This window comes from Candidatus Zixiibacteriota bacterium, assembly GCA_018820315.1.
GTDB lineage: Bacteria > Zixibacteria > MSB-5A5 > JAABVY01 > JAHJOQ01 > JAHJOQ01.
The window spans coordinates 1-21,793 of the sequence record JAHJOQ010000011.1 but is presented as its reverse complement, the minus strand read 5'-3'; the positions used below and the strand labels follow the sequence as shown (position 1 = coordinate 21,793).

Below are 21,793 nucleotides of genomic sequence, written 5' to 3'. Positions count from 1 at the left end.
ATGCAGTAATATAATCCAAATCGCGACCGCATACAAGAGCACGAAGAAAATCAAGCTATCAGTATTCGAGCGGAATGACCGGATATTCGAGTTGATCGACCGGCAGATCGCCTACGAGAAGAATCATGTCGCCACCGCCGGCACCGGTCGGTTTTGCGCGACCGCCATGCTTTTCCGCCCAATCAGCAAGTTCTGCGTGGATCGGGAGAATGAGCGGTATGTCAGCCGCCATCGCACACGCTATCAGCGTCGCAACGAATTTATCCAGATGCGTGAACAACTTGTCGGTCTTCGACCTGAACCAAAGGTGGGCAACATCGCTGGCCGCTTTGTTGAGTTGTCGCATCAGCTTCCCCGCGTTCTCATCTCCGCTTCGCAGCCATGACTCGAATCGGTCGACCATGTCGCGCGTGTTCGCCGGATGTCCGCTCCAGACAAGATTAAGCGGCAGTCTGTCTGCATCGGGTGAGTATTCTATCTGATCGACGAGGATTTCCTGGTGACTGTGCTTGAATTTTATCGGCCTGCGAAATGCGCACGTTGCTACGTCCGCGCCGCTGCCGATCCCGCCCTGGACTCCTCGATGAATATGGTCGGCGTACGCGGCTATCATCTCTGCGTGATCGTCCCACGACAAACCGGCTCTCTCGAATCGCAGCGCAACCGCGCCGACAGCCTCAGCAGCTGACGATCCGAGCCCGAGCTTGGTGATTTTACCGGCAGAGTTTTTGTGATAAAATTCCGTGTAATCGACTTCAATCCCGGGCAGCTTCTGCTCGCACTCGAATTCCTGAATCTCTTCAATCGGAAATCCTGCGGCAGCTCGAATCACCGGCGAGTACTTCGACGGATCGGTATGATCCGACTCTGTCACGGTCAGATATCGCGGCACCGGCAGCACTACCGCCGTACCTCCGTGCAGAACCGAATATTCACCGGTTAGCATTACTTTTCCCGGAACCCGTACCGATGTCACTCCCATTCGAGCACCTCCGCTCCCGGTGCCGGACCAGCCTTGATGACCGATTTAACACCATCTGTCTTTTCAACTTCGTTTTTCACATCATCTATGCTGTCAAGTCGACAGAAAAATACGACATTCGCACCTGCATCAATCGTGATATACGTTTCGATGCCCCCCTTCCGATACTCATGAGCGTTCTTTATGAGTCTCACCGTCGTCTCATTCCAGTAGATCAACTGCGGCCGAGTCGCAATCATGCAGGCATGCATTGCGAGTGCATTCTGCTCGGCAATCTGACCAATCTCGGTAAAGTTCTTCTGCGAAATGGCTCGGAGCATAGACCTGTAATCGCGTTTTGCGCATGCAAGCCACGCAGAATAATACGGTGAACTCTTGCGGCTCATTTCCATGCCGGTGCGCGAGCCGATTTCTTTTTCGGTCTCTTGAGCGATTGCGACAACCATTCCCCATTGTATATCGGATGCAGGCATCAGCAAGCGCGCGGCTGGATCAGTTCCGGTTGGCATCGCTGCCAGCCCACCCGGAATCGATCTCGCAGCCGATCCGCTGCCTCGCCTGGCGAGACGGGACAGTACCGATTTGCTGATTCGTGTCTCTGAGAACTCTCTGAGAGCTGTCGCAAGCGCTGCGAATCCGGATGCGCTCGATGCTAGCCCGGCTGCGGTCGGGAAACTGTTTGCTGATTTGATCTGGAAATGCCCGTCGATCAGACCGCTCGCGCGCCAGTGATCGAGATAGCAGACAATTCTTTTGTGAGCATTTACGTCGGCGGGAAGGCCATCAAGACTAACACTGTCAGTCTTGCCATCTATGCGCAGTACTTCTGTATCTGTTACGAGTGAATCGAGTGTGAGCGAGATAGAGGGAGTTGCCGGGACATTGCCGGCCCCTTCCCTTTTACCCCAATACTTGACTAATGCGATATTCGCGTGTGCGCGGGCCTTGACCCGGCTGATCATGTCGCGGCTCCAAGCGTGAAAGGATAGACGAGCGCGAACTTCGCAGAGAGCTCTTCCATCAGTTCCTGACGTTTATCCGGATCGACCAGCGCAACAACTGCACCGCCACCTCCGGCACCGGTCAGTTTGGCGCCGAGAGCACCGCGATCGAGAAGCAGGTCAACCGCCTTATCGAGTTGAGGCGTCGATACGCCAAGTTTCGCAAGCAAGTCGTGGTTCTTCTGCATTAGTTTGCCCGTAGCGTGGGCGTCGCCTGTTCCGAGCGCGATTCCGGCATCAACCGTCAGATTACCGATCTCTTCGAAAATTGCATCGACACTCTCGGGATCATGCTTGCGGTTATTCTTCACAAGCTCAACCATTTCGATTGTGCGGGCACCCGGTTCGACGATGCAGACAATGCCGGTCATAGGTTTTGGAAGTCGTATCGGTAGAATCTCCCTCGGCGGTCCTTTGCGAAACCAAATCACACCGCCTGAAAGCACCGTGGCGGCATCCATACCGCTCGGATTACCGTGGAATACGGCTTCAAGCTGCTGAGCTTCACCGAACAACTCGCCGTTCCACTGCTGGTCGAGATTCATTCCCTTATATCGTCTGAGAGCAGAACACAACGCCACAGAGAAAGCTGCCGACGATCCGAGTCCCATTCCGGGAACCAGATTCGATTCGACTTCAATCGCAATCGGCTCCTGCAGCAATCCGTAGAGCTCAAATGCGGCATCCGCAGCGCGGGAAAATAGCCTGACATCTTTATCCGTATTCGGGATGGGAAATGCTTGCTTGAAATTAGGATGCAAGAACCTTGGGCCGTGCGAATCGCTCTTAATTTTGACAGTCAGTCCGAGGTCAATGGTCGAGATGATTCCGGGATATCCATACACGGTAGCATGTTCGCCGAACAACACAACCTTGCCTCGGGCAAACGATCTTACGGGAAGTTCATGCTCGCCGGACTTTTCAGGCACGGTGTCTCGCATGCCTCGGTGAATATCTTCAGCGACCGAGACCTTCACCTCACCACGTCGAATCATCTCAAGCGCGACTTTCTCGACATTTTCGGGTTCCACGCCGACGCTGACCGCCACGCTGCGAGCATGCAGCGCCATATGCCCTCGCTGGATGCCTTCAGTGCAGAGTGCAAGGCATGCGGCGAAGTTTTGTGCCAATCCAACCGACGCCAGCAAACCTGACAATTCGCGAGAATTCTGTACACCGCTGATCGCACGAAGGACTTTCACTCCGGGATGCGAATCAACAGCTCCGCCAACCCAACCGACTTGCAGAGGTATTTCGATCTGTCCGATCAATGATTCGTCTGAGATTTCATAGGTCGCCAGTCCACGATACTGTCCGTCTCGGGCAGCATACGCATGACCGCCCGCCTCGATCGCTCTCCAGTCCTGTCCGAAGGCAAGCGCAGCGGCGCATATGCCGTTGAAGATTCCTTTATTGTGAGTCGCCGCACGATATGGATCTACTTGCGCAAATCTACTCGCTTCGACCATTCTGGTTGCGACGGACCGTCCATCAATCTTCTCAGTCTTGAGCATTTCGAACGGCAAGTGGAATTCTGCCCGAGCGATCCGCTTATCAGCAAGGTTCGAGAGAATTTGAAGATTCACTCTCCCGCCAACTAATTCAGCGATTTTCGGTCCTGCAGCTTCGCAGGCGTAGTTAACTGCGTTAGCGCCCATCGCCTCACAGACATCGTAAAGCAGATGTACTATCAGCATTGGACCGACATCACGGCCACCATACAGGACCCGCGTCTCCAAATCTTTGACTCCGCCGCCTCTTGTCACCATCCTGGAGTCAGAACGGTTGGCGCTGTCGATCACTTCCTGTTTGCGCTCCAGAAGCAATTCAGACGCTTTGTCGGGATCATCCAGATCGAGAATCTGCACCTGTCCAATCATAATCGGATCGTCAACCTCGCTGGTGAACCCTCCGCTTCGCCTGATCAGCAACGCTCCCTTGGAGACGGCAGCAATGATCGAAGCCTCCTCGATTGCCATAGGCACAAGATGCTCGCGACCATCAACCATGAAGTTGAGTCCCAGTCCGAGCGGCAGCCCAAGCACACCTATGGTATTCTCCACCATGTTCACAGCGTGATCGACGCTCAGCGCTGTTCCATCGCGCATCTGAGATATCTGTTCATCTGTCAGGCCAAAAGTCCTGGCCAAGTACGCAAGGCGCTGCTCGATCGAAAGCCTGTAGAATCCCGGGATTCGTGAGGTTCTGAGCTCCGGCCTTGAGGCTGGTTTGTTCTTAAGAGTACGAGTCTTCTTCATTGTTGCTATTCTGTCTCCTCAGACAATCCGAAATGGGACAGCCACTCACGGAGCCCTTCTCTGTATACGCGTGGGATCTTCGAAAGTGCCGAGACATTGCCCGCGCCCGTCAGCAGCATGGCTATCCGTAATTCTTCCTTGATTCTTCCAATATAATCAGACGCGCCGTCGGAACCACCTTCCAGGAATGAAAGCAGAATTGGCCTCGCGAGACCACCGATATCCGCGCCTATAGCAATAGATCGGGCAACATCGAGACCGTTTTCTATTCCACCCGACGCTATAATTGTAATATCTGAGCCGCACACATCCCGTGTCGCCATCACGCCGAATGCGGTTGGCACTCCCCAGTCGGCGAACGTCGATCCGACCTGCCGTAGAAGGCCGGAGTTGGCTCGGAACATCTCGACTTTCGTCCAGGAAGTACCTCCCGATCCGGAAACGTCAATGTATGGCACGCCAATAGACTTCAGTTTGGCTGCCGTCTCGATTGACATTCCGGCGCCAGTCTCCTTGACGAGCAATTTGCCACCCAGATGATCCAGCAGTCTGGCGATATTGTCCAGTATCCCGCGGAAATGACGATGGCCTTCGGTCTGCACCAGTTCCTGTGCCGCATTCAGATGGATGCAGAGCCCGTCGGCTTCGATCTGCTCCACAAGCCCAACAATAACATCAGGCGGATACTCTTCAAGCTGGACAGCGCCGATATTCCCGAGCAACACACCATTCGGAATGTACTTGCGTACCGCGAAGTGATCTGCAACTTCCGGATGCCGGAGCATAACTCGCTGGCTTCCGACAGCAAATGCAATGGACTCGCGCTCCGCTGCTTCCGCAAGACCGCGATTCATCTCTTCGGAGAATTCAGCACCTCCGGTCATGCTGGTTATCATCAGTGGGGCGGCAAGACTCTTGCCAAAGAACTTCGTAGAAAGATCGATTTCGTCAAGATTCAGTTCGGGAAGCGCCTGGTGGATGAGAATGACATCCTCAAGAAGAGTGCTTCCGGCATGAATCACATCCTTGTCGGCGACAATTCTAAGATGCTCGCTCTTACGCCGGATAGTCTCAGTGGACCTACCCGATTCCTTCAGCGATTTATCTGATTTCCGCATCGGCACAGATTAAAACTCCGATTCCTTGATCGATCTCGGTCTTCGAATAGACCGAACGGTTCATTCATGCCGGAGTTCCCGGAAATGCGCCGGCATACTCCCGCAACCGCACAATATCCAGTTCAAGTATGCATTCGTCAAGTCTTTTATCTCGATTGTCATTCAGGTGACATAAGCTTTCTACTTGACAGATTGTGTGCACAGTAAGTCATTGGATGCTATGAGAATCAATAAGTACGTATCTCTATTGCTTTTGCTTGCCTGCGCTGCAGGAGTTCTGCTGGTTCTTGAATACCTTCGACTCCCGCACGATACTCATTCTTGGCGAGAGATCCACAATGCCGGACATGCTCCGCTGTCGGGGATTCTGGCCCTCGCGTTACTCGGTATATCGAAGATGGTGCTCGAAACAAGGATCAGAAACCCCATCGCCCACTATGTGATTGCTCTCACCCTAACCGTATCAATTGGAGCTATTTCCGAGATTAGTCAGATTCCGCAGCAACGTGACGCCGATACCTGGGACCTGATCAGGGATGTGGCTGGTACAATATCATTCCTGGCACTCTACATGGCAATTGACCCGGCAGTGAGGCAGATTCGCGCCAGGTTCGATTGGCTCAGGATTGCGCTGATTGTTATCGCAGTACTGCTCCTCGCCGCCACACTTGTCCCCTCAGCCCTCTGGATTGTAGCCGACCTGCAACGTGACAAGGCAATTCCAAACATTCTGACATTCGAGTCCGTGTGGGAAGAGAAATACGTCACCGTTATCGATGCAGAGCTGGAAATCGTAAAACCACCCGACGGATTCATCGATGCCGGCGGTGAATCTGTCGGCAAGCTGATAATGCTGCCTGCGACCTATCCCGGAATGCGAATTGATGAACCGTTTCCGGATTGGTCAGGATACAGCTACTTTCGTTTTGAAGCTTATTCGGAGCTTGACACAACAGTCCAACTCGCTGTCAGAATCGACGATCTGTGGCATGACGGAGGTTACCCGGACAGATTCAATTTCGTTGTCAAGATTCAACCCGGGCTCAACAGGATTTCCGTACCGCTCAAGAAAGTAAGAAATGCTCCCGTATCACGAGAGATGGATATGACAAAGATATGGGCAATTCATCTCTTTGCATTCGACATTCAAGACACGATCGAAGTCTACCTGGACAACTTCAGAATTCAGTGACCGGCATCAACGAAGCTGAAGACTGGCTGCTTGCTCAAGCAGCTTCCGTAGAGGTTTGCTCTGCAAGTCCTCAACGCTATTGATCTTGATATGACGGAGTTGTCTTCCGTCACCCTGAAGATGTTTTTCCGGATCAGCGAGGAAAGCTCCATGGTAGAAGCCGAGACAGATATGTTCTTTGAATGATCCTATATAGCAAATGAGGCCGTCTCTCTCGTAGACCGGCTGATTCCACTTGAATGTCTCGGACACATCAGGTATTACCTCGATAATCAGTTTCCGAATTCTCGATGCGATCTCGCGGAATTCAGGATCGAGCTTCTCAATGAATGCACCGACTTGAGGATCGCTCCCTGACTGCATCGCCATAATCTGATCCCTTCCTACTGTGGCTTCGTTCCATTGCGAACGCCCCGCATGCAGCAGTCCTGACGAGGCTATCGTCGCTTTGACTATCAGAATGCTATTCTGCCAATCCTGTTCCCGTAAGGTGGGCACAGGATTCGAAAAGCTTCATCACTGATCGATATGCAGTAGCTCCGATGCAGACGATCTCATTTTGATTGAATTTAGGGGCTAATTAGATGTATATTGTTCGAAACAGACAGAAATGGAGGCAGTATGTCGGGTGCGGTAGCTGCATCCTCCGGGGCCGTGGCTGCTGCAATTGCAGCGGCGGCAGCAGAACAGCGGAGAAAAGAGGAAGAAGAGATGACATCATACAATGGTAACGATCTTAAAGGCTGGGAGTTCAAGATTGTCCGGGCTTGTACACGCAAGTTCAAGACTGCTGAGGCAGTGCAGAAGCTCTGTCAGGAAGAGTCTAAGGCGGGGTGGGAGCTGGTGGAGAAATTCGATGACACCCGGATTAGATTCAAGAGACGAATCGAAAAACGAGCCGGCGACCGCCATCTCGACATTGATCCATACAGAACTCAGGTCAGTTCAGTGAATGCAACCTTATTAGCCGTGGTTCTCGGCATCCTGGTTTTAATCGGGGGCAGCATTGGGGTCTTTGTAGCGATTTCTCGATAGAGACGGATGCATCCCTGGTGTGGTTGACATGATTATACCTTTCAAGGCGCATCGCTAAAGCTCTATGAAGATCAATCATGCATTCGGGAGTGCCCCTTTTTCCAGAAGTAATAGTATACTTCTCAGGATCAGTCTATTCTGCGGTTGGCGACTCCGCATCCAATAGCATCCTGAGCCGCGTCTTCGCATGAACAGCATGTCCATCTTTTTAGTATAAAATAGATTAGATCTATCTTGAACTCGATTATGCCCGACCTGCCTGACAGAGCCTCATACTACCCAGGCTCATCCTGCAAATTAAGTGAGAAAATTCACAAAAGGGTTGAATTTCAATATCTTTTATATATATTGAGAAGTGTATTTATCCGACATTCCTTGTGAAAGGTTTCACGAGGTTTCCCAGTGTGCCGGATAGCGAATTGCGTCGCCGGTGAGAATTCTGCTGCGCGGATACTCTTCGGTAACACGTCTGGAGTCGATAGGTCTAACTGTTTCTATATATGAGGTTCTAATGCCACTTATCATATCACGCCGGACATCAGACGACAAGTTTCGAGAAAAGGCGAGAGAGATCAGCGGTCAGGAATTCATGAAGTGTTACCAGTGCGGCACGTGCACTGGTTCCTGTCCGATGACAGAGCATCTCGATGCTTTCCCACGGAAGGTGATGGCGCTGCTGCAGCTCGGAAATGTCGAAGCTCTCCAGGAAATCAACACACCGTGGGTCTGCGCATCGTGCCACACCTGCATGGTTCGCTGCCCGAGAGGTGTGGATATCACAAGGATCATGGAAATGCTGCGCCAGATGAAGCTGCGCCAGAACGTCAACCACATAGAGCCGTCAAACCTGCAACCTGAAGAGATCGTGGATCTCCCGCAGATTGCATTGGTTTCCGGTTTTCGCAAGATGACATCGTGAGGTAGGATATGAAGGTAAGTTATTATCCGGGCTGCACGCTGAAGACGAAAGCTAAAAACCTCGAAAAGTCGGCACTTGCGGTGTTTGATGCTCTCGGAATCGATTGGGAGGAGCTTCCTCGATGGAATTGCTGCGGTGCAGTTTTTTCGCTGGCAGATGATGATTTGATACACATGGTCGCGCCAGTCAGAGATCTTGTCAGAGCTAAAGAGCTCGACAGCGACACAGTCGTTACTCTCTGCTCGATGTGTTACAACACTCTCGCCCGCGCCAATGAGTTGATGAAAGCCGACGAAGCAAAACGGAACACCATTAACGATTTCATGGATGAAGAGCCGGATTACTTCGGTGATCTCAAGGTCGTTCACTTCCTCGATTTCCTGCGCGATGAGATCGGATGGGATAAGCTCAAAGAGAAAATTAAGTCCCCGCTGAATGGACTGAAAGTAGCACCCTACTATGGCTGCACACTTCTTCGTCCTGAAGACGTGGCGATCGATCACCCGGATAGTCCGACCATATTCGGCGAGTTCATGGATGCTCTCGGGGCGGAAGTAATCGAATTTCCGTCATCGACGGTTTGCTGCGGTTCCTACCAGGTTCTCGTCAATCCGGATGCTGCGCTCAAAGTGTCATTCGATATTCTAAGCGATGCGGTTTCGCGAGGTGCAGATGCACTCGTGCTGACCTGTCCATTGTGCGATTACAATCTCGGGCGCAGGCAGGACGCGATGCTGCAGAAATACGAAGGTGCAACTGATGTTCCCGTTCTCTATTTCACACAGCTTCTTGCGGTGGCACTCGGGCTGCCTGCGGATGTCTGCCATTTCGAACTTAATCGTAGCAGTACAGTCGAGCTTCTGAAGAATAGAAATCTGATTGCGACTGCCTGAGTACAATGAAAACAACAATTTGTCTATAGAAATTGGACGAGGTCAACATGAGCACTAAAACTGAAGAAGTGACAGCGGAAGTCGCGGCACAGTTGATCCCCATATACGTTATGGGCAAGAGATATGATGTGCCTGCGACGCTGACAATAATGAAGGCGATCGAATACTCCGGTTACAAGTACATTCGAGGATGCGGATGTCGCGGCGGCGTCTGCGGCGCATGCTCGACTGTATACCGTAAACCGGGGGATTACAAAATCTATACCGGACTCGCATGCCAGACAGTAGTCGAGCCGGAGATGTACCTCACGCAGATACCCTTCTATCCGGCAAATCGTGCGGTATACGATTTCGAGTCTCTTGAAGGTAAGCCGGAAGAAATCTTCGTACTCTATCCCGAACTTATGAGGTGTGTAGCCTGCAACGCCTGCACCAAGGTCTGCCCGATGGATGTGCAGGTACTCGATTATATCTCAGCACTCAAGCGCGGCGATATCAAGAAAGCCGCCGAGATATCATTCGACTGCATTCAGTGCGGGCTGTGTGCCAGCAGATGCTTCGCGGAGATGCCGCAGTATCATATCGCACAGTTGGCGAGGCGGCTCAACGGCAGATATCTGACAATTCCGGCGGAGCATCTCAAGACTATGGTCGCGAATATCGAGGCAGGTCGATTCAAAGAGGGTCTCGATAAGCTCAAGGCAATGGATGAGGCGGCCTTGAAGAGTACATATCAGGAACGTGAGATGGAGCCGGCCACCGCTGGTGAAGACTGGACTCCCAAAGAAGCGGCTAACCTGTAGATCGAGAACAGATTCGAAGTTGAGGTCATAGATGCCATACCCAGAAGAATTGAAGAAACTGATCAAAGTAGTAGAGAGCACCCGTGCGGAAAGAGTCGAGCGCAAGAAAAAGAACGAGGAAGTTCCATTCCTGTCACTTGATGAACGCAAGGAGATGCTCCGGTATCACCCCGACGTCAAAGAAGAAGGACGTCGCGAGGTAAAAGTCGGCCCGAGCAAAGGCTATCACATTGCCCACGAAATGGCCGATCTTCTTGAAGCCAAATCCCGTGTCGATCCCGTAGCTATCAATCTGTCGAAGATCGACTATGAGACTGACGTGCTGGTGATCGGTGGTGGCGGCGCGGGAACATCCGCGGCTCTGCTCGCTCAGGCCAACGGCGCGAAAGTCATAATCGCAACCAAGCTGCGCCACGGTGACGCCAACACTATGATGGCCGAGGGTGGAATTCAGGCGGCGACCAAAGGCCACAAGGATTCACCATACTATCACTATCTCGATGTTATGGGAGGGGGGCATTTCGGGAATACTCCGGAGCTTGTCGAAACGCTTGTCACCGAAGCCCCGGGCGTGATCAAGTGGCTCGAGAGTCTTGGATGTAATTTTTCCAAGTTTGATGACGGCACTCTGAAAACGATTCATGGCGGTGGTACATGTCGCAAGAGAATGCATTACGCCGCTGACATTACCGGTGCCGAGATGATGCGTACGGTCCGCGACGAAGCGCGAAACTCTCCCGGCGAAATTACGCTGATGGAATTCTCGCCCGCAGTCGAGTTGTTACTCAACGAGCATGGTCAGTGCGCAGGAGCTGTTCTCTACAATCTTGAGACCGAGGAATATCTCGTAGTCAAGGCCAAAGCGGTTGTGATGGCAACCGGCGGAAGCGGTCGGCTGCACATCCAGGGTTTCATGACCACCAACCACTACGGTGCTACGGGTGATGGTATCGTCATGGCGTATCGTGCCGGAGTTCCAATCTGTTTTCTGCATACGGTCCAGTATCACCCGACCGGTGTCGTGTTTCCGGAGCAGGCCGAAGGCATCCTGATCACCGAGAAATTTCGCGGATCGGGTGCAAATCTCGTTAACATCGACGGCCAGCAGTTTGTGAACGAGCGCGAGCCGCGCGATGTCGAGGCTGCTTCGATCATCAAAGAGTGTGTTGTGAAAGGCAAAGGCGTTCCGACACCGACGGGCAAGCTCGGTGTCTGGCTTGACTCACCAATGATCGAGATGCTAGCGGGCGAGGGCACAGTCGAGCGCGAATTCCCCGGCAAGCACATTCTGTATGACCGTTTCGGGATCGACATCGCGAAAGAGCCGATGCTGATTTACCCGACATTGCATTATCAGAATGGCGGACTCGAATTCAAGAGTGATGGTTCCACGCAGCTTCCAGGTCTGTTTGTCGCTGGCGAGGTAGGCGGAGGCATCCACGGCGAGAACCGCCTGATGGGCAATTCGCTGCTGGATATCATGGTGTTCGGTCGGATTGCCGGCAAGAGCGCCGCGAATTACATAAAAGAGACCTTCAAGGATGGCAAGCTCACTATTGAGCATGCGGTCAAATACAATAAAGAAGTTGATGACGCCGGCGTTGCGGATGGCCGTGTAGCCCCAATGATCCTTCCGGACTACACCGATCCGCGCACACGCGAGAAGCAACTTACCACACGCTATGTTGGCACGCTCCGATAAGTTTCCCTTTAATTCGAGCGTACTAAAACGCCGCCGCGATTTCCGCGGCGGCGTTGCTGTCTGTACCTCATGACCGTTGCCTGTTCGAGCATCTTGTAGGTCAGGATCCCTGCATGATCGAGCGAAGCGAAGAGCAGGTCCGAACGGCAGTGAGGAGATCCTGACGCATTGAATAAGAGCGTAGGGCAGGCTTGGGGCAATCCTGCCCTTGCTTCGGCTCAGACTGAACCGAAAACCCGTGCGAGGAAGCGATGGAATGCGTGGATACCGGTTACCGGCTGCGTGTACATCAGAATGCACTTCCTGCTGATGGTTTGTATGCCGGCCGCCTCCGCCTTTTCTACTACTCTCGTAAAATCCGACCCCCGCTGAAACCAGAGCCTCTTAATGCCGCGCCCCAGCGCGTCATCGACAACCTTCTCTGCACTGGCGGGCGATACGGCCACCACTGCTGCCTCGACATCAGCCGGCACTGATTTCAGGCTGTCGTAGCATGGGTCGCCGTTGAAAGACTCCATTGTGGGATGCACCGCGTAGACATTATAGCCGCGTTTCTTCAGCTCTTTGTATATTGCCCCGCCGAATTTGCGATTCGACACACCGACAACAGCGATGTGTTTGGAAGCTGTGATGTTTTCTGCTCTGCTATCCACTGCGATCACCTCCTGGGAATAGGATAATTGTTGCACCCTGCTGTCGCAATGCAATTCGCATCTCTCACATACACGCTCGTCTCAGCACAAACCTCCGGTATGGGATGGCTGAGACGATCATTGCGGCGACTATCAGCAAACCACCGATTGCGCGATATGTAGAGAACTCCTCGCCGCCGACAGTCCACGCGAACAGCGCCGCAAACACCGGCTCCAGCGCGAATATCAGCGACACTCGCACCGGCGGCACAATCTTCTGCGCGACCATCTGAATCACAAACGCCGAGAGTGTTGGCAGCAGTGCAAGAAACAAGACTGCAATCGCGGTTTCGGTCGTACCGATACCAAACGGAAGCTGAAACACGACACCCGCGATCAAGCTTGCGACACCTACAAACAGAAACTGCTGAAATGCCATCAAGTACGGGTCAAACCCGAACTTCGCGTACTTGTCGACAAGCAGAATGTGCAGCCCGTATGTCATCGCCGTAATCAGAGTCAGCATATCGCCAAGATTCGCATTGACCAACCCGCCGGTCAGAAACCACAGCCCGGCTAGAGAAATGGTAACGGCAAGATAATCCCGGATTGCAGGTTTCTTCTTAAACAGCAGTAGCGAGAACAACGGCACAAATGCCACGAAGAGTCCGGTGATGAACGCCGAATTCGAGGCTGTCGTGTATCCGAGTCCAATGGTCTGCGGAACATAGAGCATCCACAGGAAAAACCCAAGCACACATCCTCTGCCGATCTGGGCGAACAGCGGCTTTCGCTCATAGATCAGAAATCCGGCAAGCACCAGCGCGGCGAAAGTGAAGCGGTATCCGACAAGTATGACCGGATCGATATTGTCGAGACTCGCCTTGACGATGATAAACGTTGATCCCCATATCGCCGCAGCATAGATCAAGCCGATGTGCGAGGATATATTCCGAATGTTTTTGCTGTCGCTCATAGCTGCGGCCCCAATGCACCCTCGTATTACTCGGCTGTCAGCAAAGGATTCCCGACAGCGCGGTGTGAAGCTGTTTTGCGCAGGCAGGAATCCTTTCCTGCCCGTATTATCAAGCTGTCAGGAAGGGATTCCTGACAGCGCAGTGTCGGAGATCGCCACGTCGCTTCGCTCCTCGCGATGACGACTACAACTCACAACGGACTTGCCTAACAGCCCAACTGTCGTGCGGCTATTTCATTATCAGATTCCCATATGAATCGGGAGCGTAATCTATCGGAGTTTGCCAATCGGCTGCAGATCCAAATCTCGGTTGTTTGCGACGGAAATTGATTCCCCATTTCTGACCCGATTCTGCCTTCGCTCCCCACTGCGCAAGCGGGATAGCGATTTCTACACTCCAATGATCCCCTCCCCTGCCGGCCACGACTTCATAAGAGCCATCCCATTTCGGATCGTAGTCCGTGAAACCATCGTAACCGACGACAAGCTCCTGGTCGAATACCGTGCCAATTGCATTGACATATATCATATATGCCTTACCCTCGTCGATATCCGGCTGAATGAAATATCCGACGCAGTCATCTCCGAAGAGCATGCCATCACGTTCGGTGGTCCCGGACTTCATCGAATCAACAAACGGCTCGGAGCAATATGCTGCAAGGTAGATATTGTCGGTGTCGTATGCGAAATAGAAATTGACTGGATCTGTGATAGCGATCCCACCGTCTGGTGAAAACAATCGGCTGACCGGGCTGCCCCATGCCGCGTCATTGACAATGCCATCGATCACCGGGGCTTCTGTAGCGGGGAGGCACTCTGCAGATCTAACAGCTCTTGCATACTTCTTGACAGTGTACACCTTATTCGAACCAAAGGGATAGGTCAATGAGAAAGAGGGCAATGGATACAATTCGCCTTCGACCGAGAATTTGAATTCTGCAGTCAGCTTATCCCCTACCGGCACGGTGAACGGCAGCATCTGCGGCTCGACAGACCAACCCTCCGGCAAATCCCATCGAATCGTATCGGAAATCTCGAGTCCCTCGTTTAGGTTTGTCACCGACACTTCAAGTGTCTGCGTTTCAAGATTCAGATCTTGTCCTATTTCGAGAGGACGCACTATCTCGACCCCCCGGTATCTTATCTGATTGCCGAATTTGACATCGTATACGGTGACCTCATCCCACGGGTGCACCGCACCATCGAGAGTGATCGGATTGATCGAGAATCCGCTGTCGTCGATTGTCACAGAAACGAAATGGAAATGCATGCCGGTCGGCGCCGGATCCGCATCGCCACCGGAACTTCCCACACTGGTGTAATTGATGCCGTCAAATGTGCCATTGAAATAGCTATGAAAATGACCCGAGAAGACACCGTCCACACCGAATTTCACAAACAGGCTGTGAAGCGTATCGGGATTGCCATCTGCTACGGTATCAAACCAGAACGGCTTGTGCATAAACGCAAATGTATACTCGGCATCCCGATTCTTCTCGAGATCATCCGCCAGCCAATCGAGCTGCTCCGATGAGAAATCAGTTGTCGTATTGTAGCGGCTGTTGTCGAGTACGATCAGATGGATTCCGTTCTGGTCGACTGAATAATACGGTTCGCCTCTGTGAGCCTGGTAGTACTCCCCCATAAAACTGTTCGTAATGTCGTGGTTTCCGGGCGTGATAAAGAGCGGAACACTCAACGCGGCAACGATAGAATCGTATTCGGCCCACTCTGTATCCAGTATAGCGGCATCCTCAACATATCCCTCGATCTGATCGCCAACGGTGATTGCGAAATCAGGATGAAGCTTTTCGACCTGTTCGATTATTTGACCATAGATACCTTCAATGTGATCGCCGGTACGATCGCCAATAACCGCGAAATTTACCGCACAGTCACCGACCGCAGCAAAGCCAGAATATGCGAGCGCAACAATCACAAGCAGCGCTGACGCAGTTTCACGAAACGAAATCTGATAACACATGGATTGCTCCTCCTCCAAGAAATTCCCCTCATCGCGCGGACAGGAATCCTTTCCTGCCCGAACCATCCTGCCGTCAGGAAGGGATTCCTAACGGCGCAACATTCTCGCTGTCAACAAGTCGATTACCTCGGCAATTCCAGTTTTCTCGCCTTTTCAGCCATATCCTCTCGCACCGGACAAAAGATGTCGAGAGCGACAAACGGTTCGGCGCTAATGCAGGTTGCTTCGTGATCGACATTGGCAGGGATCGAGAAAAAATCGTTTCTCGAAACCTCCCGTTCCTCGTTTCCGACTCGAAATGACGCCTTGCCGGAATAGACCATCCCGATTTGCTCATGCGGATGTGCGTGCGACGGCACAGTCTCGCCCGGTTCGACAGTGGTCAGTACCATCATCATCTTCTCGCCGAGCAAGCCGGTCAGGATTCTTGACTTTACCCCGGGCATCAACTCGATATATCGAATTTCTTCCGGACTGATGAAATAGTGATTGGTTTCATTGGACATCTCAATTTACTCCTTGGTCACTGGAGCTCTCTCACAGTTAACACCTTTCGAAAAAGGGCTCCACCTTCGCCCTGTCAGGTTTCGGGGTCACAAAGCTCACGAAGATAAGGCAAAACAGCGACAGTCCGAGCGCTGGATAGACGGTGGGCAAACCCCACGGTTGACTCAGGGCTTCCCACAGGATGGTGACCGTCATTCCGGCGGCTATCGAGCTGACACCCGCCGCAGCAGTAGCCCTCTTCCAGAAGAACGCCGCCATAACCGCCGGTGTAATACCGACTCCGTACATGGTGTAAGCATATATTGCCATTTCGAGTACTTTTTCAAAAAACCTCACCTGCACAAATGCAAAGATACCGAGAATGACAACCACAATCCGCGAATAGAGCAGAATTCGCTTCTGCGAGGCACCAGGATTGATGAATCGCTGATAGATATCACGCATCAAATTCGTCGAGGGCACCAGCAGGAACGAATCTGCCGTGGATACTATGATCGCCACAATTGCTGCAAGACAGAGACAGCCGATGGCGACAGGCAGTGCATCTCTCACCGAATATAGAATGACTTTCTCTCCGTCGATATCGCTGAAGATCGACCTGCCAACAATTGCTACGACAACTATCAAAGTCTCGATAATAATCGTGCCGATTAACCAGCCGACTACCGATTTTTTCGCCGTCTGCTCATCCTTCGCTGAGAAGAATCTCTGATACATACCGGATTCCCCGAGCAAGAGCAGCATAGTGGGGAGCGTGTACCCGAGCGCCTCCAGAAGTGACATATCGCCGAGAAGATCGAGGTGAGTCTCGGGCAATCTCTTCACAATTTCGCTGAGACCGCCAGCATCATTAATCAGAAAAGGCAAGGCAAGAAAGAGACCGATTATCATGATAATGCCGTTGACAACGTCGGTATAGGCCACCGAGATCATCCCTGCAAGGACCGTGTAACCTATCACAAAAGCAGCGGTGATAATTATCCCATAATCGACAGAGATGCCGGTTATCAAATTCAGTACCATCCCACCCGCGCGGAATTGGTAGCTTACAATAGCCGTGTAAGCCACTACCGTAACAATCGTTCCCAGCACCCTGGCATATTTATTGTATCGAATCTCCAGAATGTCAGGCACGGTGTACTGCGCGAGTTTCCGCGCCCTTCCGGCAATCAGATACAAGATGATGATAGCTATCCAGACTCCGGCATCGAACCAAAGTGCGGAAAAGCCCTTATCGTATGCGAGACCGGCTCCTGCGATTATGGAGCCTGACCCGATCCATGTCGCCAGAAGGGTTCCGACCAGCACCCGCGCCGACAGCCTTCTGCCTGCCACCATGAAGTCATCCTGCGTTTTGACTCGAGTGCTGCGGTAAGCCCCCACAGCGATCAGCAATAGCAGGTAGGCGATGATTGTCCAGAAATAGACCATGACGGCACATATAATATGTGCGGCATGTGTTTGTCAAATACGTAATCCAATTAACTCCCGTCTGTTGTGACCGCTGACAATATGAATTGCGTAAGAATAGAGACAGAAGAACTATATCTCGATCGAAAGACAGAATTCAGAATAACACAACAAAAGTCTTGCCTAGTCCGTCCAAATTTGTGATACTGTCTGTGAGAAAGGGAATGCTGGCATAGAGCTGCAACCGCCACCTGGGCTTTTCAATCTCGAGACGATCGAAAAAGTGGGGAGACCTGAAAACTACTCTTTTGATTGAGAGATTATGAAGAGCAGCGATCAATCAGGAAATCCAGCGGATGGGATTCACGAGGTAGCGCCAGAACTTCGATTGATCTGTGATGTCTTGTCTGACGGTATCATTGTCGTCGATGGCGCTTCAGCCTCGGTTATTCATGTGAACAAGTCTGCCTGTTCGATGCTCGGCCGATCAGAAAGTGATCTGAAGTCGGCAACGTTGACCTCACTTCTTTCCTCACAGGATTTCTCACGTGCAGACGAACTGATGAGCTGGACTTCCAGCAAGACACAGCTTCACTTCAGAGATATCCCATTCAGCGCTGCAGGAGAGGATGTATTTAGCGCCGATATTACGATTGTGCCACTGACAAATCAAACGGGAAGGCAGGCCGCGCTTCTCCTGAAGCCATCCGAGAGCAGGCGGAGCGCCGACAGGCAGTCGCAGATACTCTCGTCCATTGCCACGCAGAGTACCGAAGGGATAGCGGTGATCGATATGGAAGGTCATCTGCAATTCATAAACAACGCTTTTGCGGAAATGCACGGCTACAAGCCGGATGAGCTTCTCGGAAGGCACGTTTCAGTCTTCCACACGCCGGGGCAGATGGCTGCCGTGAATGCTGCAAACAAGCAGATTGCAGACACCGGAGAATTCACAGGCGAGATATGGCATGTCAAACGTGACGGAACCGAATTCCCAACTGCGATGCACAATTCTCTGCTCCGCGACGATTCGGGTGAAGTCATCGGAATGATCGGCACGCTTCGCAACATAACTGACAGCAAGAAGGTCGAGAAAGACCTGCGGGAGAGCGAGGCGCGGACACGTGCCATCCTCAGGACTTATCCGGACTTGATGTTCCAGTTCTCTTCGGACGGTACATTTCTGGATTACATCGCACCGACAGAGGACTTGTACGTGGAAGAGCGCGCGTTCCTGGGCAAGAATGTTCAGGATGTCATGCCCCCTGAAGTTGCCACTGTCAGTTTGCACGCTATTGAGAATGCTCTGAGAACAAACGTGATGCAGACATGTGAATATGAATTGCTGATATCTGGCGAACTGAGAAATTTCGAGTGCAGGATGAACGCTACCGGGGAGAATGAAGTGCTGGCGATCATTCGGGACATCACCGAACGAAAGCAGGCTCATAAGGCTCTTGAAGACAGCGAGCAGAGATATCGAAAGTTGACAGAGGTTGCATTTGGCGGATACGCGATCAGCACAGCGAGCAAAGTCGCTGAGGCAAGTGAGCGGTTCGCCGAGCTTTTCGGCTACCAAATGACAGAGCTGATCGGGATGAATGTGATTGATCTCTTTGCACCTGAGCAAAGGGAAGACGTCTCAGCAAAGATAGAGGCAGATTATGATTCTCCATATGAATCGGTTTGTAAGCGCAAAGACGGAACGACATTCCCGGTAGAGGCGTGCGGCAAGATAGTCCAATATGGTGGAGCAAAGGCAAGAATTACGGCAATCAGAGATATCACGACGCGAGAACGCGCAATCGTTGCGCTACGGGAGAGTGAGGAGAGATATCGCACACTGTATGAGACTATGGCTCAGGGTGTTGTCTATCAGGATGCTGATGGCAGAATCACATCAGTCAATCCTACGGCTGAGAGGATTCTGGGACTGTCTTTCGACGAAATGAGCGGCAGGACATCGCATGACTCCGGCTGGAGAGCCATTCATGAGGATGGTTCGGAATTCACCCGCGATGCTTATCCTTCGACAGTGGCGCTGAGTACTGGAAAGGAAGTGCATAAGGTCGTGATGGGTATATTCAATCCCAGAATAGAAGACTGGGTATGGATAAGCGTCAATGCAGTGCCTCAATTCAAGCCGGGCGATGACAAGCCGTTTCAGGTCTATTCGACTTTCTCAGATATAACAGACCGAAAGAAGGCTGAAGACGCGCTGAAAAAGTCACAGGCGGAACTGGAAGCTCGAAACATGGCGCTCGTGTCAATGATCGATGTCTCCGGATCTCTGCACCGTTCCCTCGATTTTGATGATGTCGTCAAGGCCGCCGTGGAGGCCATGATGCGCTATAGTCAGTCACCATCTGTCGGCATGTTCTCTGTCAACAGGGAGGCTAACCGACTGGAGCTGCTGCATGCACGTGGATTTACCGATGCAACCGTCAAAGCAGCGGAGACCATGCCAATCGAAAGCAGCCTTACAGGGAAGGCGGTCCTGCAAAATGATATCATGGTGTCCCCAGAGTTGACCGAAGATAATCGCGTATATACCGGAGTTCAGAAGCATCTCGCAGACCAGGGCTTTGTGACCATAGTTTCTGTGCCAATCTCGCATCAGGACGAAGTTAAGGGAGCAATGGTTCTTATCTTCAGAGAAGAACACCCTCTCGACCAGCGTGAACGTGAGACCCTGCTCTCTATCGGGAGATCCATCGGGCTGGCGATGTCAAATGCAGAGCACCTGGCCCAGCTGAAAGCAGAAATCGCCGAACGCAAACGCGCGGAGCTGGAGGTTCAGAAGGAGCGAGACAGGGCGCAAAACTATCTCGATATCGCTGGAGCAATATTTGTGGTGCTGAACAATAGGGGTGAGGTTACACTAATCAATAGAAAGGGATGCGAGATTCTCGGCTTCGAAGAGCGCGATATCCTGAACAGAAACTGGTTCAATAACTTCGTCCCCGAAAGCAGCAGGACGGAGACTAAGGCGACATTCGAAGAACTCATGGCGGGACACATCGAACCAGCAGAATATTATGAGAATCCAATACTGAACAGATTCGGTGAGGAGAGACTGATCGCTTGGCACAATGCTCTGCTTGTCAATGATAAAGGGAGAATCGTGGCGACGCTAAGCTCCGGAGAAGACATTACGGATCGTCAACGCGCCGACGAGGCCCTGAGATCAGCATACGAACAATTGAGTGTCGAACGTAAGGCGCTCGTAGAGAAGAACATAGCGCTGCGAGAGGTCCTGGAGCATATCGATGACGAGCGAAAGCAGATCAGAGCGAAAATCGCCGAGACTGTGGATCAAGTGCTCACACCGGCTATGAACAGGCTGGTCAATAGCGATGGCACAGTAAATCGGAGCTTCCTCGATCTGCTTAAGAACAGCCTGCAGGATCTGGCCTCGACGTCTGACGAGATACTCTACCTATATTCTCGATTATCTCCTCGTGAGGTCGAGATATGCAATCTTATCAGAAATGGCGCAACCTCGCAGGAGATTGCAGATGCGCTCTTTATTTCGCTCGGAACAGTCAAGAAACACCGCGAAAAGGTTAGAAAAAAGCTCAAATTGGCTAACAAGAACATAAATCTTTCGGCCTTTCTCAAGGGCTTCAAGGGCGTATAAAAGCATACGTCCTCAGTGCGTATTTTTGCCGCCTTGCCAATTCCTGCAAAACACCGATATTCCCCACTAAGACAACGGTCTGACATCTTGGATGTCAACAGGGATTGACTTCGGGGCGCGCAGCACGTTGACACCGGGGCATGACAACGGCTTTACACCAGGGTTTTTCAACAGATCGACAGCGGATTGACAACTCGAATGACAACGGACTGACAACGGAACGATCATTGATTAGAGGAAGCTCCAACCCTTTCTCTGTATAGAGTCGGTGGCAATAGTCGCCGACTCTCTCTTTTGTGGCCGTCAGAGAATGATAACCAACTTCCCAATCTGATTCCCCCATTCTGATTCCACGACAAACAGATATATCCCACTTGTGACTATCTCATTGTTGACCGACCTCACGTTCCATGTCAGCTTCGAATCGGTGTCGCTGAATCTCCCCGGATGATCCAACTCGCGCACCAAATCGCCATCAAGAGTGAATATGCTGATCTTGCATTGCGCTGGGAGATTTACGAAATGTATGCGCCGCTCATGATCGACGAAGCCGGTACGCATGGGGTCTTCAAATCGAGCGTCGGCATATCGTCCGTCACCGTAGTGTCCCGTCAACATGATATTATTGGGCATGTCATTGACTTCCGAAATTGTTTGCGCTATATTTGTGCAAACAAGGAGGTGGTCGATGAAAAAGTACATCGTTCGATTATCGAAGGAGGAGCGTGATAGACTGAAACG

At 51.9% G+C, this 21,793-nt stretch carries 18 protein-coding genes; 7 read left to right on the top strand and 11 right to left on the bottom strand.

The genetic code is table 11. From position 1 onward, the window contains the following. Positions 1–58 precede the first annotated feature (58 nt). The 4 genes from KKH67_01040 to fni are packed head-to-tail and all read right to left on the bottom strand — an operon-like array spanning position 59 to position 5,359. A complete protein-coding gene (locus KKH67_01040; protein MBU1317758.1) occupies positions 59–982 on the bottom strand; it encodes a hypothetical protein in 924 nt (307 codons plus the stop codon). Further along, a complete protein-coding gene (gene mvaD / locus KKH67_01035) occupies positions 973–1,944 on the bottom strand; it encodes a diphosphomevalonate decarboxylase (protein ID MBU1317757.1) in 972 nt (323 codons plus the stop codon). Before mvaD ends, KKH67_01040 begins: the two co-directional genes overlap by 10 nt. Then, on the bottom strand, positions 1,941–4,241 hold the full coding sequence (locus KKH67_01030) for a hydroxymethylglutaryl-CoA reductase, degradative (GenBank protein ID MBU1317756.1): 2,301 nt from the start codon (positions 4,239–4,241) through the stop codon (positions 1,941–1,943). The genes mvaD and KKH67_01030 overlap by 4 nt, the downstream gene beginning before the upstream one ends. A 5-nt stretch (positions 4,242–4,246) precedes the next feature. Beyond that, complete coding sequence (gene fni / locus KKH67_01025; protein ID MBU1317755.1) at positions 4,247–5,359, bottom strand: type 2 isopentenyl-diphosphate Delta-isomerase; 1,113 nt, start codon at positions 5,357–5,359, stop codon at positions 4,247–4,249. Between the two features lie 220 nt (positions 5,360–5,579). Here fni and KKH67_01020 point away from each other — a divergent pair, with 220 nt between their 5' ends. Then, positions 5,580–6,551 carry a hypothetical protein gene (locus KKH67_01020; protein MBU1317754.1) on the top strand — a complete coding sequence of 324 codons (972 nt, stop codon included), beginning with the start codon at positions 5,580–5,582 and terminating at the stop codon, positions 6,549–6,551. 6 nt (positions 6,552–6,557) lie between these two features. Here the strand turns inward: KKH67_01020 and KKH67_01015 are convergent, their stop codons facing one another. Beyond that, on the bottom strand, positions 6,558–7,049 hold the full coding sequence (locus KKH67_01015) for a DUF1801 domain-containing protein (protein ID MBU1317753.1): 492 nt from the start codon (positions 7,047–7,049) through the stop codon (positions 6,558–6,560). Positions 7,050–7,172: 123 nt separating this feature from the next. Between KKH67_01015 and KKH67_01010 the strand changes: the two genes are divergently transcribed. The 5 genes from KKH67_01010 to KKH67_00990 all read left to right on the top strand — a co-directional run bounded on the left by KKH67_01010 (position 7,173) and on the right by KKH67_00990 (position 11,903). Beyond that, complete coding sequence (locus tag KKH67_01010) at positions 7,173–7,586, top strand: hypothetical protein (GenBank protein ID MBU1317752.1); 414 nt, start codon at positions 7,173–7,175, stop codon at positions 7,584–7,586. A 511-nt stretch (positions 7,587–8,097) separates the two neighbouring features. Then, positions 8,098–8,505, top strand: a complete 408-nt coding sequence (locus KKH67_01005; protein ID MBU1317751.1) for a 4Fe-4S dicluster domain-containing protein — start codon at positions 8,098–8,100, stop codon at positions 8,503–8,505. An 8-nt stretch (positions 8,506–8,513) separates the two neighbouring features. Beyond that, positions 8,514–9,398, top strand: a complete 885-nt coding sequence (locus KKH67_01000) for a CoB--CoM heterodisulfide reductase iron-sulfur subunit B family protein (protein MBU1317750.1) — start codon at positions 8,514–8,516, stop codon at positions 9,396–9,398. 47 nt (positions 9,399–9,445) lie between these two features. Further along, positions 9,446–10,201: a 4Fe-4S dicluster domain-containing protein gene (locus KKH67_00995; protein MBU1317749.1), complete on the top strand. Its 756-nt coding sequence runs from the start codon at positions 9,446–9,448 to the stop codon at positions 10,199–10,201. A gap of 31 nt (positions 10,202–10,232) precedes the next feature. Beyond that, the gene (locus tag KKH67_00990; GenBank protein ID MBU1317748.1) at positions 10,233–11,903 is read left to right on the top strand and encodes an FAD-binding protein; all 1,671 of its coding nucleotides are present in this window, start codon (positions 10,233–10,235) and stop codon (positions 11,901–11,903) included. A gap of 218 nt (positions 11,904–12,121) precedes the next feature. Here the strand turns inward: KKH67_00990 and KKH67_00985 are convergent, their stop codons facing one another. The 5 genes from KKH67_00985 to KKH67_00965 form a co-directional block, all read right to left on the bottom strand. Further along, a complete protein-coding gene (locus tag KKH67_00985; protein MBU1317747.1) occupies positions 12,122–12,556 on the bottom strand; it encodes a CoA-binding protein in 435 nt (144 codons plus the stop codon). A 64-nt stretch (positions 12,557–12,620) separates the two neighbouring features. Further along, positions 12,621–13,511 (bottom strand): DMT family transporter, encoded by an 891-nt coding sequence (locus KKH67_00980; GenBank protein ID MBU1317746.1) that lies wholly within the window; start codon positions 13,509–13,511, stop codon positions 12,621–12,623. Positions 13,512–13,740: 229 nt separating this feature from the next. Next, positions 13,741–15,495 (bottom strand): metallophosphoesterase, encoded by a 1,755-nt coding sequence (locus KKH67_00975; protein ID MBU1317745.1) that lies wholly within the window; start codon positions 15,493–15,495, stop codon positions 13,741–13,743. Between the two features lie 122 nt (positions 15,496–15,617). Beyond that, positions 15,618–16,001, bottom strand: a complete 384-nt coding sequence (locus KKH67_00970; protein MBU1317744.1) for a cupin domain-containing protein — start codon at positions 15,999–16,001, stop codon at positions 15,618–15,620. Positions 16,002–16,038: 37 nt separating this feature from the next. Further along, positions 16,039–17,433: a sodium:solute symporter family protein gene (locus tag KKH67_00965; GenBank protein MBU1317743.1), complete on the bottom strand. Its 1,395-nt coding sequence runs from the start codon at positions 17,431–17,433 to the stop codon at positions 16,039–16,041. Between the two features lie 301 nt (positions 17,434–17,734). Here KKH67_00965 and KKH67_00960 point away from each other — a divergent pair, with 301 nt between their 5' ends. Further along, positions 17,735–21,052, top strand: coding sequence for a PAS domain S-box protein (locus KKH67_00960; protein MBU1317742.1), 3,318 nt, complete (start codon positions 17,735–17,737; stop codon positions 21,050–21,052). Between the two features lie 303 nt (positions 21,053–21,355). Here the strand turns inward: KKH67_00960 and KKH67_00955 are convergent. After that, positions 21,356–21,793, bottom strand: a 438-nt coding sequence (locus tag KKH67_00955) for a hypothetical protein (GenBank protein MBU1317741.1), incomplete at its 5' end; no start/stop codon positions are given.